Genomic DNA, 14,929 nt, shown 5'->3' on the forward strand with positions numbered 1-14,929 from the left:
AATCTAATGATGTTAATTGTGCGCCACTTTCTCGTCACAAAAAATTAATTAAAAAAAAGTTAAATTTACATAGCGGATTTTTCTTCCTCACTTGTTTGTTTAAATTGCGCAGTAAGCAATTGCCGTTGTTACCTGCCTCTTTTGTTATTTATGGCCTTACAGCAGGCCAAGTAGCAATAGCGGCTGAAAAACAAATGCTGCAATTTGACATCAAAGCGCAACGAGCTGATTTGGCGTTAATCGAATTTGCAAAGCAAACCGAACAAACAGTCATTTTTTCTTTCGAATTAGCAAAGCAATATCAAGCGCAATCAGTGTTTGGTTTTTACACCAAACTTGATGCACTGAATGCGATGCTAGAAGGCACTGAGCTCGATGCGGTTGTTGATCAACAAGGCTTGCTGAGTATAAAACTCAAACAAGTAGATAGGATAGATAATAACATGATCAAAGTATCAGGGGTCAGCGCTGCAGTCGTGCCATTACTGCTTGCCGCCAATACGCAAGCGTTAGCAGAAGATCAATCAGCAGAACAAAACATCGAAAAAATTGCCGTTGTCGGTAGCCGTGTAGCAGGACGCTCGGTTGAAGATTTACCGGTTCCGGTTGATATTTTAAGTGCCGAAGCACTCGAGAATACAGGTCAAACAGAAGTTGGCCGTATGCTTCAGGCTATTGCACCGTCTTTTAACTTTTCAAGCTCGTCTATCAGTGATGGTACTGATGCACTTCGCCCTGCAACATTACGTGGCTTAGGGCCAGATCAAACCTTAGTTCTTATCAATGGTAAACGCCGCCACCAAGCGAGCCTTATTCACATTAATACGTCAGTAGGTCGTGGTACGGCGGGTACCGACATGAATGCTATTCCTGCTGCTGCAATCAAACGTATTGAAGTATTACGTGATGGTGCTGCTGCGCAATATGGTTCAGATGCCATCGCAGGCGTTATTAATATCGTATTAAAAGACGCTGAAGAGGGCGGTAAAGCGGCTATTAATTACGGTGAGTACTCAGAGGGCGATGGCGAAACTGTAACTGTTGATTTCAACAAAGGTTTTGCTTTAGGTGATGAAGGTTATTTAAATACCACAATCAACTACCGTGACCGTGCGCCGACAAACCGTGCTGGCCTTCATGGCTCATGTCAATTTTACGGCTGTACTGAACTTGATGACGGTACGCTTTTAGCAGGCGACCCTCGTGAGTTAACGGCACCTCGTGATACGTTTAGAATTGGTGATGCAGATTCACAGCAATTTGCTCTAACCGTTAATACAGGCTATGAGCTTGCTGGTGGTGAGCTATATGGCTTCATCACTTATTCAAATCGTGAAAACGAATCAGCTGCGTTTTTCCGTCATAACGCAAATGCTAATGGTAACCCTGTATTACAAGATGGTGATGCAACCATTCCTATGGGTTTCTTACCGAAAATTAATACTGTCATTGATGACGTATCTTATAACTTTGGTTATAAAAAATCGTTCGATAATGACTCAAGCATTGATTTATCGTACACCTACGGTGAAAACAGCATTGATTACACCACAAGTGACACTATCAACGGCTCTTATGCTAACTACCTTCGCTATGACCAAGGTTTAACGGCTGATGAAATTCGTGCCACTATTCCGCGTTCAGCATATGCATATGGCCTTGAATTATCGCTTCAAACTCTAAACCTTGATTACACCAAAGATTACGACAACTTCTCATTAGCACTAGGTGCTGAGCTTCGTACCGATGAGTTCCGTATTCTTGAAGGTAGCGAATACGCATACCGTGATTATGACACTGTTGATGGTATGAGCATCTATTCTGGCTTAAATGGCGGTGTAGGTAGTGTTGACGCTGCAAGCGGTACACAAGGTTTTGGTGGTTCAGATCCGGCATCATCAGTTGATGAGTCGCGCGATGTGATCTCATTCTATATGGATGCAGAAACCTATGTTATCGATGATGTAATTATTTCAGGTGCGGTACGTTACGATAACTACAAAGGCTTTGGTGATACCGTTAACTTTAAGTTAGCAGGTAACTGGTCTGTCACTGAAGATGTGTCTCTACGTGGTGCATTAAGCACAGGTTTTAGAGCACCTTCTATGCAACAACTTTACTTTAATAACGTAAGTACACAGTTCGTTGTAGGTGATGATGGCAGCTTAGTGGCTGAGCAAGTAGGTACGTTTAGAAACGACAGTACCTTAGCGCAATCAATTGGTATTCCTAAGTTAAAAGAAGAAAAATCACAAAACCGTAGTTTAGGTATTGTGTATAACGTGACCGACAATATCAATTTAACCATTGACTACTACTCGATTGATATCGACGACCGTATCGTTATTTCTAACCGTTTAGGTAAAGGTTTATCAGATACGCTCGATGCTGCACTTGAAAGCTCAGGCGCAGGTGCGGGTCAGTTCTTCTTAAATGGTGCCGACACAGAAACAGAAGGTGTTGATTTAGTTGCTACATGGAACACAGAAGGCCTTGGCGGCACGCTAGATTTCACCTTTGCTGCTAACTTTACTAAAACAGATGTAGTTGATTTATTCACGCCATCAGGCAGTGGTCTTGAAACTATTCCGGTAGAAGATGTGTTTTCTGCCCAAGAAACGTCAATTATCGAAGAATGGCAACCTGAAGACCGCATTAACTTAAGCGCGCTTTACCGCTTAGAAGATTGGACTGTAAACCTATCTTTAAACCGTTACGGCGAATACACAGTTGAAGATGGTGGCCGTCAAACATACGGTGCTGAAATCTTAACTGATGTTAAAGTTAACTATTTCTTTAACGAAAACCTATCATTTAACATTGGTGCAAATAACTTATTTGATGTTTACCCAGATAAGAACACCATTGGTAATTCACGCTCGGGTACGATTGTTGATGCTAGCGGCAACACAATTGTTTCAAGCCCTGGTGTATTCACTTACTCACGTCGTTCAGCACCATTTGGTTTTAACGGTGCGTACTACTACGTAGGTGCAGAGTACAAGTTCTAAACTCCCTTTAGATTCCTTTATTATTTAACTTGCAAAGGGCCGTTAGGCCCTTTTTTAATGCAGTCATAAAAACTTCACTTTTTTTATCAACATAAATCCCTAATAATATCTGGACTAGACCAGATTTTAGGCGATATTAAAAATGAATGAATATTTACTGTTAACTCCTGGCCCATTAACAACATCGGACAGTGTAAAACAATCGATGTTAAAGGATTGGTGTACATGGGATGACGATTATAACTTAGGTGTTGTACAGGCTATTCGCAGCAAACTTGTAACTTTGGCCACTAAAAGTTCTGACTATACGTGCACATTAATGCAGGGCAGTGGCACTGCGAGTGTAGAAAGTGCTTTAGGTAGTTTAGTCGCAAATGAACATAAGTTATTAATAATAAACAATGGCGCATATGGTAAACGGATGGCAGAAATTGCCCAGTATTTAGGTGTTGACCATTGTGTTTTAAATTACACTGAAACTCAGCTACCAAGCTGTGACGACATTGAAAAAACACTCTTGAGTGATGAAAACATTAGTCATGTTGCAATGGTGCACTGCGAAACGACGACCGGCATGCTAAACCCAGCAAAGCAAGTGGGCGAACTATTATCACGCCATAACAAAGTGTATATTTTAGACGCAATGAGCAGCTTTGGTGGCGTACCGTTTGACTTAGCAGATTGGCACATTGATGTAATGATTAGCTCATCTAATAAGTGTATTCAAGGTGTTCCAGGTTTTGGCTTTGTAATTTGCAAGCGAGAGTTAATTGAAGAATCACAGGGGGTTGCACGTTCGTTGTCACTTGATTTACATGCACAGTGGCAGTGTATGGAGAACAACCTAGGTAAATGGCGTTTCACATCTCCTACACATGTTGTACGCGCATTTCATCAAGCTCTTATTGAATTAGAACAAGAGGGGGGTGTTGCAGCACGTCATAAGCGTTATAAAGACAATCAGCAACTTTTAGTCACTGCGATGAGAGAGTTAGGTTTTCAAACGCTCTTAGATGATAGCTTACATTCACCGATTATCACCTCATTTTATTCTCCAACAGCGAATGGGTATGACTTTAAAGAGTTTTACTTGTTGCTTAAAAACCAAGGGTTTGTGATTTACCCAGGTAAGGTGTCAGATGCTGACTGCTTTAGAATTGGCAATATTGGTCATGTGTTCGAAAACGATATTACACGTTTAATTAAAGCAATATCAAACAGCAGATATTGGTTATAAAGAATGTTCACCCGTGTAAAGGCTTTGTTTAACAAAGCCTTTTTTAATTTATTGCCTTAGTGACCTTCTACAGTCATTTCAATAGCATTATGCAACCAATACTCAATATTGTAATCCACTAAACTGCCTAGTTCATCAAAGCGTTTACGAATAACTTTTAAACAGGGTGTACCACTATTTTTTTGCAATACCTGCGCTACATCGTCAGGAAGGACAGTCACACTAATTGCGCACTGCTCATTGACTACATTTGTTGCGTATTGATTTGCCATTATTTGTGTTATCGAGCCATTTAGGTTGTGCTCAGCAAGGCTATCAAAACGCGCAGCATCACAAAAAATATCTTCAAACATCACTAAGCGCTCATCAAGGCTGCGGGCACGCTGCAAATGGTGCAAAGTGGATGCAGAAAATTCTGCTTTTAAATCATGATTGCTAATTTCTTGATGGCTAATCACTTGGGTATCAGCAACAAAGCCTTGCTGTTTTGCAAGTTCATAAAAATTTACTTTAGTGGCAGGATTCCACTTAAGTTTTGTTGGTGTTACAAACCAACCACGGCGCGTTTGGCTATAGATCAATCCTTCAGCTTCTAAACGAAGTAGTGCCTCACGGACTGTAATACGGGTCGAGTTAAATTGTTCTTGTAACAAACGCTCAGAAGGGAGTTTGTCACCCGTGTTCAGAGTCCCTTCGCTTAGTAATTGATGTATGTAATTTCTTATTTGTTGATATAAAAGCATACCGTGCCTTTTTGCTAAATACAGCTTTAGCTTAACTGATAATAAAGGGATTTATAACGTTTGATTATGAAATTAAATAGTTATCTAAGTAATCTAGCCAAAAAGAAAGTGGTTCAATATGCATATTTGGATCTTTTGCACAGTCGTCAAGTTCTCTTAATTGTAAAATTTCTTCAAAAAATGGCTGGGCTGAAAATTGATTAGCTTGTTGTAACGACAAAGGGCCACCTTGTTGTTGCAAGGTGAGTGTACTGGCAGGCGAAAGTGTTTGCTCATAACCTGCATTCTTTGCGACTAAATAGCGTTTAGCTTGAACATGTTGAGAAACCATGGAAACGACAGCATCATTAAAGTTATTTTCTTTTAAAAAAATTGCGCCAAGCTCGCAGTGATTCACATATCCTTGCTTGGTCATCGTGAGATTTTGCTGCTGTGCGATTAAATGCCCAATATCATGTAAAAATGCAGCAACGACAGTATCAGCGCTTAATTTTTGCTGCAATGCAAGCCCAGCGCACTGGGCTGCATGAGAATACTGAGTACAAATTTCGTCATAGTGTTGGTAACCAAACTGCTCAAATAAATAACAGATCTGTGTAATTGTTTGTTGGTGTGTAATGGTCATCTAAAAAACTCTACGATTTCATATCGACTTTTCCTGCGCTGCCTATGAGGCTGGCAAGATACGTATCTATTGGATTTACATGGGTGTTATTGTCTTCTGCTCGTTCTTTACGACGAATTGCATTACGAATTAGGTAAGCGCCGACAGTTCGAAAGGGCTCAACTACAAAGTTGTCTAATGTTTGATTTACAAGGCCACAGTGTTGCCAAACAGGTGCATTTTTTAAAATTAAAGCACACAGAATATTTGCCCCTAAAAAAGACTGTACGACGCCATTACCAGAATAACCCCCGGCGTAGATAACGTTTGCTTGATTATTCAAATGTCCAAAAAACGGGAAGCCAGTGACACTTCGGTCAGAAGGGCCTGTCCAAGTTCGATCAATTTCAAAATTATGGTTAGGGAAAAAGTGTGATAAAGAGTTATTTAATAGCGTTTGATAGCGACTCGGCTGCTCAAATTTATCACTCATTCTGTTTGCGAAGCTAAAATAATTTCCGCCTTTGCCAAGCATTAATCGACCATCAGTAGTGGTTCGGTAATAGTTTACAAAAATACGGGAGTCTATTATTGCAGCGCCATGATTGAGACTTAAATGATTTAGCGTTTCAGGCATCGGTTTAGTAATTGCCATATCGCTTGAAACCAGCACGATATTACGTTGAAACTGCGGCTTTAGGGTAAGGAGCCACGCATTAACGGCAAATACTAGATAATTAGCACAAATATTACCTTGGCTTGTTTCAACATTTAGGGGGGACTGTCCGCTATGTGCTGTGTACTGGCACTGTTCAATAATTGTAACGCCTAAACTTTCAGCGACCTGTTTTAAACCACGAACTAATTTTGCCGGCTGAATACTACCACCATGAGGTGAATAATGACCGCTAATATTGGCGGCTGATCCTGTATTGATAAGAGCTTGAGTATCACAGTGTTGCCATGCATTAAGATTGTTATCCTCAAGCATTTTTATTGCGGGGGCTAACAAGTGCTTTTGTGCTTCATTTGAGGCGGTGTAATAACAGCCATCAATTCGACAATCGCAGTCGATACCGTGCTGACAAACAAACTCTGCAATTTGATGAACCGCTGACTCAGACTCTCTGACTAAAAACAGTGCCTTTTCGAAACCGACTAACTTACTTAAACTGGGCAGCTTAGTTGACCAAGTTAACATTGCACCGCCATTTCGCCCTGATGCGCCTTGCCCGCAATAGCCTTTTTCAATGATGGTAACTTTTAAATTAGCTTGTTGCTGCTTAAGTTTGATAGCGGTCCAAAGGCCTGTAAAACCACCACCTATGATACATACATCGCATTGGTGCTTTGCAGGTAATGAAAGAGGAAGCGCATAGGCTTCCTCTTGCATTGCATTATCAAACCAAAAAGGTTGAAACTGCATTATGGGCGCTCCCCTCGGCTTAGTTTTGCATCAATCTCCATTAAAACAGCTTCAATATCAGCCAGTGAGTCAACTACGAAATGCGCACCTGCAGAGTACAAGCTTTGGTAAGCTTGACGTGTCAGTTGCTGCTTTTGTTCAGCACTACATGCTTGCCACTCTTGCTCTGTTAAGCCAACCGCATTACCGCTTAATGCGAGGCCAATTGTCCACATGCCGGCATTCAAACCTTCTTCGATGCCGGGGGCTGAATCATCAATTTTGATACAGTTAGCAACTTTTTTAATGCCTAAAGCATTTACATTTTCAAGAGCCATCCAAGGGCCAGGGCGAGAACCGGCTTTAAGGTCGTCACTTGCTACCCAATGATCCGGTTGATAGCCATAGTCTGCAGCGGCACTGACTAACACTTCCATAACTTGGCGAGGGTAGCCCGAACAACTGCCTACTTTGATGTTTTGCTGTTTCAAGCGATTGATCACTTCAAGCGCACCAGGAATAGGCATTGCTCTGTCTGCTACTTTTGCCTTTTGCAATGGCATGAAAGTTTGATAGATGTGATCAATATCTGAGTCTGACATTGCTCGGCCAAACTGTGAGTGCCAGCGTGAAGCAACTGACTCCAATTTTCCAAGTGTGGCAATGTGATCCCATTTTCCCATACCCATTGGAATACGCGCTTCAGCAAGTGAAATATCAAAGTCATAAGCTTGTTTAAATGCTTCAACAAAAATGGTAGTGGGGGCAACTGAGCCATAATCCACGACAGTTCCAGCCCAATCTAAAATGATAGCTTCTATGTTTTTCATAAGATTCTCTTTTAATTGTTTCAGGTCACAACCTGTTTTGAGTGATGAGTTCGAATAGGGGATAAACGTACTGTGAAATAACACAGTGAACATGCAACTAAAGCGGCGGCAACAATGCCAACTAAGTAACAAGCGTTAATAAAGAAGTTAAGCCAGCTGAGTTCAGGCATAGCAAATGTTCTGTACAGTAAAATACTGACAGAGCCAAGATAGCCTGCAGAATCAGCAAGATAAATTAAAAAAACAGCATTAGCGACAGAGCCAACGGCAGAAATCATTCGGTCAAATAGAAAACAGTTATACGGGATGTAACTGATATAGAGACCTGAGCCAAGTAAGACCATCCACGCTTTTGCGGATATCAAGTTAGCTTCGAAAGCAAAGGTGCTCGACAATAACAAAGCGGCACCGAATAAAATAAAGCCGTGATTGACATAAAATGCGGTTTTGTTGTTTTTTACCAAAACCATCGCGCCTAATGCGATAAGGACAATAAATGACATTCTGATCCCCGCGTAGGCGAAAATGGCAGGTTCTTCACCATGGCCAAGAGCTTGCCAAATTTCAGCTGCAAAATTGTCACGGAAATCACGAAAACCAGTAAACAGCATGAAGCTTAAAATGAGGCTGCTAATACCAAACCAATACTGTTTAAAAAATTGCCAACGAGCTTTGCCATCCATAGGTAAGCGTTTTTGTCTTGCTTGTTCGTCCTCTATTGTTGGTTCTGGAATGAGGGTTAAGCATTTAACACTAAACAATAGCAGCGGGAAAAATAGCGCACCTGTTGCTGCAGGCATCCAAAGTTCAGGTACATTTAGTGTATCAATAAGCCATTTGCCTACACTGCGAACAAGCCCTGATGCCAATATAAAAGTGACACTCAAAATAGCGCCTAGAATTTCACTGGTTTTTCTTCCTTCAAGAAAGCTAAAAACAAGTCCCCAAATCATGCCTAGTGAGAGGCCATTAAAAAATAGCCAAATAACATTTAACCCAATCGGAGTGATAGCAAATAACACCAGCGATATTTCTGCAGCGGCAATAAGGCCAATAATTGTTAAACCTCGTTGCTGATGCTGCATCTCTGAAATAACTTTTATGCCAATAAATTTAGCGCATAAATAGCCAAAAACTTGCGCCAAAATCAGTGCAATCTTAAAGCTTATCTGCCAACTCGGATCGTCGAATTCAGTGTAACTATTTGCAGTGAATGGCTTACGAAATGCGTACATAGAAAAGTAAGTGAGAAATGCAGCACTGGCTGCAAATAACACAAAACCGGTTCCTTGCGCACGTTTAAGCCAATTAGGGTGTGAAAACATTAGGTATCCTTTGCGGGGCAATGGCCCCGCATACAACTCAAAAACTGATTAGAACTGATAGTTAAAGCCAACCATGCCGCGTACACCGTAGTACTCTACTTGTAGAGGACGGCTTTCATCGCCTAGGTAGTATTTAAGAGGCTCGTTGGTTAAGTTATTCAGTTCGAGGTAGACTAATGCGTTTTCGTTAAGCTGATATGACGTGGTAAAGTCAACGCTTGTATTGTCGCCATAATAGCTATCAAATTGTTTGCTGCTGCCATGCTCTTCAATGTATTCACCTTTGAAGTTAACGGCTAATCGAGCTGCAAAATGCGTATTATCGTAATACACCGTAAAGTTGTAGAGACTATCTGCTTGGCGAGGAATGGAGACTTTGTCTGCGCGATCTGGAATCGTCATTTCTGAATCCATGAAGGTCGCATTAGCCATGATGCCAAAGTTATTTAGTTCAGGTGTAATAAACCCTAAATCACGATTGAACGCGACCTCGAGACCTGCAAGCCATGCGCTATCGCCATTTTCAGGGCGAATAATATTAACCCCAGTGTTATTGCCGAACTCTCCTATAGAGCTACTTTGAAAAATAGGATCGGTAATATCTTTATAAAATACCCCCAGAGAAACTAACCCTAAGCGGTCAAAGAAGTATTCAGCCATTAAGTCGACATTATTTGAATAAGTCGGCTCTAAATTTGGGTTACCAGAAGTTAATTCGTTGTCTGCTTCTAAGTAAGTTGCACCTGGCGTTAATGAGCCAAAGTCTGGACGAGCAAAAGAGCGAGTTAATGCAAGTCGATAATTGGTTTGACTGTTAGGGTGATAGGTTAAATGCAATGCAGGTAACACAGACAAGTAGTCATTGTTTGCTTTAACGCTTTCGACTTTATCTTCATCTGCAAGGTAAATATAACCGTCAACCTCGGTGTCTGTTTGAGTTAAACGAAGACCTGTTAGCATTTCCCAATTAGCATTAATGGTATATGTTGCCATACCATATAAAGATGTATGTTGTTCATTAACATCAAAGTTTCTGCCAAGTGCTCCACCATTTTCGATTAAAGCAGATTCACTTTTATCAAGGACAAACTTGTCTTTATTGTTATTCCAAAAATTCGCTAAGTCATCAGTACTAGCAACTTGCGAAAACTGACTTTGATAATCGTAAGAAAGCTCGCTTAAATAGTCACTTCGCCCAGGTTGGTCGGCTAATGCAAAATCACTCAGAGTAGGGGCTGCGCCATAGTTTTCAGTATCCCATGCATAAAATTCATCGCTGAACCTAGCAACGCGTTCTTTATCGCGATACTTTGCGCCTACTTTAACAATAAGATCATTATTGAGTTGCCACTCAAAGTCTAAAGCGGCAACAATTTTATCTTTTTCATTCACCTTAATTTTATAAAGTTCGACCCACGATAAGCCCATTTGGCTTGGGTCAAACGAAAAACCACTTGGTAGATGAGTACTGATTTGATCCCATGGATCTGAACCACCATCAATCGTGTTATAAGCGTAGTTTTTGCCTGTATCTCTGTCTTCAAGGCCTTCGTAACCGACATTTTTTTGGTCAAATCGAACTACAAAATAACTGTTATCTTCACTGTTAGGCGTGTTGCCATACCTAAATTCGTTTTCATAGCTAGATAAAGACCAATTTAATGTTTTGTCGTAGCCAAAGAAATGCTCACCAGCAAACTCAAAGCCCGTCATTTCTGTTATGAGCTCATTTCTAATATGTTGTAGCTCTGCTCTGTCTTTATCAAAACGCATACGATGCTTATAATGCGTTTCATCGTCGATTAGTGTGCCGTACATGGCACTAGCACTAACATTGCCTTGTTCTAGCTGGTATTCAACAGAACCATTTAAACCGTAAGTTTCACGAGTTCCGGTGTAATCTCTTAGCTCTAAACGATAAATACCTAAACCATCATTTCCTCGACGAGGCTCAAAGTTATCTGTTGCCCAGTCGCGTTGCCAAGCCGTTGCGTTAATTAAAAAACCTAACTTGTCATCTAAGATGCGATCGCCATAAAGTAAGTTGGCAGAGTAGTTATTGCCATCAGCTAGTTCGTTTTGACCGAGTGCTAAATTGGCATTAAATACAAAATCATCGGGTGCTTTTTTGGTTATAAAGTTAACGTTACCACCAATAGCATCTCCCTCCATCTCTGGCGTTAATGCTTTTGATACCTCTACAAATTCAATAAGCTCACTCGGGAAAAAGTCAAACGCAGTGGCGCGGCTGGTGGTTTCTTCTTCAGCAGTTGGTAATCGGTTGCCATTGATAGTTGCAGAGCTCCACTGGGCAGGTAAGCCGCGAACAGCAACAAATCGGCCTTCGCCTTGGTCGCGTTCTATAGAAACACCAGGGATGCGTTGAACTGCTTCAGCTGCGTTACGGTCTGGCAACTTACCGATGCCATCAGCCGAAATAACATTTTTAATATTTTTAGCATTCTTTTGGCTATTGGCCGCAGCCATTTCACCACGTTGAATTTGACCAACAGCAACGACTTCTTCAATGGTGTTAGCTGAATTATCCATCACAATAGGAGACAGTAATTTAACCTCATTGTTGCTTATCTCAACATCAACAATCTGGCTGCTATAACCCATATACGAAACTTCAAGTTGGTAGTGGCCTGCATCTAATTTAGCAAGCTCAAACTTACCATCATAATCAGTCACCGTTGATTGATTTGTGCCAACGACTTTAACCAAAGCACCTGGCAAGCGATTACTATGATCTGTGATAGAGCCTTGAATTTTTGCATCAGTGGCAAAAGCGCTATGCGCTGATAAAAATGGGTAGCTGCACAAAAAAACAGCTGTGCTGAGTGTACGTCGTTTAATCATCTGTTGAGCCTCTTATTTTTAAATTCAATCTGGACTAGACCAGATTTGTTGCAGACAATAATAGAGAGGCTTTTTTACAAAGATGTGACGGTTTTTTATTTTTAATATTAAAAAAGGGTCAAATGACCCTTTGAGATAAGTTATAAAGACGTGCTGATAGCAATTGGTACATCTTGATATTGTTTTATTTTATCAAGCAAGGTTACTAAGGTTTTGTGGCTGCTTTGCTCACTTGCTGTTACTTGTACATTGGTCATTTCAAACTGTGCAGCAAATAACGCAAGGTTAGCGATTATCTGCTCTGGTGTGATAAGCCTATTTGCAAAATAAATACTGTCGTTTTCAGTGATAGTAAATTGCGCTTGTTTTTTAGGGTTTTCAAGACTTGGTTTTGCTAAAGGGCGGTTCACTTCAATAGCGCGCTCTTTAACAAATGAGGTTGTGACGATAAAAAATATCAGCAAGATAAACACAATATCGAGCATAGGAGTCATATCTACATCAGCGTTTGCAGTGGTTTTTTTATGTTGTTTCACCATAATTAGGTCCTTGTTGTTTTTGACTAAGCCACAAAATTTACGATTAAGTGGACTAGCCATAGTCGTGATTAATACCACGGATTATTTTTAAAATGCTGGGCGCCACAGCAGTTTTTCGGATCCTRAATTTAAAGTTAGCAGCTTTTAAAAAAATGGTAGTTAAATAAATATTCTAAGTTTATTAAATGTTTGTAGCGTTTTTGTTGGTAAAAAAATATTTATTAGCTTTGATGAAATCATTTCGAAGTGTATCTGGTCACTTTTGTTGGAACTAAGTTTAAAGGATGGATAAATGTTAAAAATTACGTCTTTTGTTTGTGCAATGTGTCTTGTTATACCGACAGCAAGTTTTGCTGAGCAATCAGTAAACGGGCAAGATTTTATTAATTTATTCGAAAAGCTGTCAGGTAAGCAACCCGGTATCAGAAAAGGTCACGCCAAAGGGGTGTGCGCTGTCGGCACATTTACACCTAATCAAGCAGCAAAGCAGTATTCAATTAGCCCTTTATTTAACGCACCGTCAAAAGCAAATATTCGCTTTTCTATGGGCGGTGGTAACCCTCATGCTGATGAAACATCACGCTCGCCGCGAGGAGTGGGGGTGCAGTTTGTACTAGAAAATGGTGATGTACACAATATTGCAGGGCTAAGTACACCTGTATTTGCAGGTAAAAGCCCAGAAGCGTTTTTTGGTTTGCTAAGTACCTTAGTACCTGACGAAAAAACTGGGCAAATCGATTATGCAAAAGTAAAAGCATACAGAGAGCAAAACCCGAGTACCTTAGGGCAATTTAATTGGCTGCAAAGCCATAACCCGCCAGCATCGTATGTGTCTTCGCGTTATTTTGGTGTGCATACCTTTTACATGGTTGATGAAAAGGGCGCTAAGCATGCCTTTAGATGGACCATGGTGCCAGAAGAGCCTGAGCAGGTGCTAACTGAAGAGCAAATGAAAACCTTCCCTAAATCATTTCTGGCTAAGCGACTTGAAGAGGATTTAGCGAAAGGAAAGGTTCATTATCGTTTTCAAGCACAATTAGCCAAGCCCGGTGATGCATTAACTGACCCTTCAGTACAATGGCCTGCGGAGCGCAAAACAATTAATTTAGGAAAGCTCACCATAGAATCGACAGGTGAGTCAGGTTGCGACCTCACTAATTATGACCCAAATCTGTTATCTAAAGGGTTTAAGCCAAGTGATGATAAAGTACTTAAATTACGCTCAACAGCCTATGCAATTTCATTTGCTAAGCGTTTAACGGGTCAATAAATAAAACTAAATCGCTTGGCGGTGCTCCCGATTATTTGATTACCAAATAAACTTGGTGGTTTAACGACCAAGCGATTTTAATGTAAAAGTTGTCGTATATAGTTAAAGTCATATTTTTCAATAATGTATTGTTTTTATAGACTTTACCCATATCTATACATTTACTGAAAAATAAATAAAGGGAATTTTATGAATGTAACTTTGCGTGATGTTACGAAGGATAATTGGCTGGATGTAATTCACTTAGAAATAACTAAAGAGCAAGAGGATTACGTAGCGTTAAATTCAGAGTCTATCGCTGAATCAAGCTTTTATCCCCATTATGTTAATCGGGCAATATATCGTGAAGATGAGGTTGTCGGTTTTATTCAATATTACCAAGAGCTTGAAGAAGGGCTACCTGATGAGTTTTACATTGCTCAGTTTATGGTTGATGTAAAATATCAAGGCCAAGGTATAGGTAAAATCGCAACAGAATTAGTAATTAACGAGATGAAAGAAATTCCAGAATGTAAAAAAATAACCATACTCTATATGCCTGGCCACCATATGATGCGCAAATTTTATTCTCAGTTTGGTTTTGTGGTCACCGAAGAGGACGATGAAGACGGTGTTGTAATGGAACTTGATGTTAAATAGCTGGAACGCTCTTTTTGGGGAGCTTAATTATCATCAACCTAAATTATACCTTGTCAGGTTTTATTGGTGGGCTTTGATAAAATCTGACAGTCTTATATACGCGACAAGCAGGCTGTTGGATGAACTCGTTTTTGGACAAAAACGTGTTAGAGAGAAATACRGCTTTGTGCCAKCAACTGACCTTCAGTTGCCAAAAAATTTAATTGTGGTAACAGRCAATAAACCAAAACAACTCTTAGCCAATAGGAAGTCTAGAAGATGCTTTGAGTTCTCGTAGTGATAAATTTGAGCGAATAGCTGTAACGCCAGGTAATTTACGCAAAGTGTTATCGATGAATTGGCTATAATCATCTAAGTTTTTTGCGACAACCTGTAATAAAAAATCAGCGTCACCTGTTGTATTGTGGCAAGAAAGTACCTGATCGCAATTTTTGATAACACCTTCAAAAATAGCGGTTGTCTTA

General features: G+C 40.3%; 12 protein-coding genes. 4 read left to right on the plus strand and 8 right to left on the minus strand.

What is annotated here, in order from left to right:
- Positions 1 to 104 precede the first annotated feature (104 nt).
- Both AOG27_RS11045 and phnW read left to right on the plus strand, forming a co-directional pair.
- On the plus strand, positions 105 to 3,011 hold the full coding sequence (locus tag AOG27_RS11045; protein ID WP_371319654.1) for a TonB-dependent receptor plug domain-containing protein: 2,907 nt from the start codon (positions 105 to 107) through the stop codon (positions 3,009 to 3,011).
- A gap of 142 nt (positions 3,012 to 3,153) precedes the next feature.
- Complete coding sequence (gene phnW, locus AOG27_RS11050) at positions 3,154 to 4,248, plus strand: 2-aminoethylphosphonate--pyruvate transaminase (RefSeq protein ID WP_054553069.1); 1,095 nt, start codon at positions 3,154 to 3,156, stop codon at positions 4,246 to 4,248.
- 56 nt (positions 4,249 to 4,304) lie between these two features.
- Here phnW and AOG27_RS11055 read toward each other — a convergent pair whose 3' ends face one another.
- The 7 genes from AOG27_RS11055 to AOG27_RS11085 all read right to left on the minus strand — a co-directional run bounded on the left by AOG27_RS11055 (position 4,305) and on the right by AOG27_RS11085 (position 12,556).
- Positions 4,305 to 4,991 carry a UTRA domain-containing protein gene (locus AOG27_RS11055; protein ID WP_054553070.1) on the minus strand — a complete coding sequence of 229 codons (687 nt, stop codon included), beginning with the start codon at positions 4,989 to 4,991 and terminating at the stop codon, positions 4,305 to 4,307.
- 64 nt (positions 4,992 to 5,055) lie between these two features.
- Positions 5,056 to 5,616: an HD domain-containing protein gene (locus tag AOG27_RS11060; RefSeq protein WP_054553071.1), complete on the minus strand. Its 561-nt coding sequence runs from the start codon at positions 5,614 to 5,616 to the stop codon at positions 5,056 to 5,058.
- 10 nt (positions 5,617 to 5,626) lie between these two features.
- Positions 5,627 to 7,021, minus strand: coding sequence for an FAD-dependent oxidoreductase (locus AOG27_RS11065; RefSeq protein WP_054553072.1), 1,395 nt, complete (start codon positions 7,019 to 7,021; stop codon positions 5,627 to 5,629).
- Positions 7,021 to 7,830, minus strand: coding sequence for a phosphonoacetaldehyde hydrolase (gene phnX / locus AOG27_RS11070; RefSeq protein ID WP_054553073.1), 810 nt, complete (start codon positions 7,828 to 7,830; stop codon positions 7,021 to 7,023). Before phnX ends, AOG27_RS11065 begins: the two co-directional genes overlap by 1 nt.
- A 20-nt stretch (positions 7,831 to 7,850) precedes the next feature.
- A complete protein-coding gene (locus AOG27_RS11075) occupies positions 7,851 to 9,155 on the minus strand; it encodes a DUF5690 family protein (RefSeq protein ID WP_054553074.1) in 1,305 nt (434 codons plus the stop codon).
- Positions 9,156 to 9,203: 48 nt separating this feature from the next.
- Positions 9,204 to 12,017 carry a TonB-dependent receptor gene (locus AOG27_RS11080; protein WP_054553075.1) on the minus strand — a complete coding sequence of 938 codons (2,814 nt, stop codon included), beginning with the start codon at positions 12,015 to 12,017 and terminating at the stop codon, positions 9,204 to 9,206.
- A 140-nt stretch (positions 12,018 to 12,157) separates the two neighbouring features.
- Positions 12,158 to 12,556 (minus strand): ExbD/TolR family protein, encoded by a 399-nt coding sequence (locus AOG27_RS11085; RefSeq protein WP_054553076.1) that lies wholly within the window; start codon positions 12,554 to 12,556, stop codon positions 12,158 to 12,160.
- Between the two features lie 292 nt (positions 12,557 to 12,848).
- On the opposite strand from AOG27_RS11085, the gene AOG27_RS11090 reads away from it, so the two are divergent.
- Together AOG27_RS11090 and AOG27_RS11095 are read left to right on the plus strand one after the other, a co-directional pair.
- On the plus strand, positions 12,849 to 13,826 hold the full coding sequence (locus AOG27_RS11090; protein ID WP_054553077.1) for a catalase family peroxidase: 978 nt from the start codon (positions 12,849 to 12,851) through the stop codon (positions 13,824 to 13,826).
- Between the two features lie 189 nt (positions 13,827 to 14,015).
- Positions 14,016 to 14,465, plus strand: coding sequence for a GNAT family N-acetyltransferase (locus tag AOG27_RS11095; RefSeq protein WP_054553078.1), 450 nt, complete (start codon positions 14,016 to 14,018; stop codon positions 14,463 to 14,465).
- Positions 14,466 to 14,700: 235 nt separating this feature from the next.
- On the opposite strand, the gene AOG27_RS11100 is transcribed toward AOG27_RS11095, so the two are convergent.
- On the minus strand, positions 14,701 to 14,929 hold a 229-nt coding region (locus tag AOG27_RS11100), incomplete at its 5' end, for an Lrp/AsnC ligand binding domain-containing protein (RefSeq protein ID WP_161804350.1).

Origin of the sequence: Pseudoalteromonas lipolytica, assembly GCF_001306915.1 — a bacterium.
Taxonomy (GTDB): Bacteria; Pseudomonadota; Gammaproteobacteria; order Enterobacterales; family Alteromonadaceae; genus Pseudoalteromonas; species Pseudoalteromonas simplex.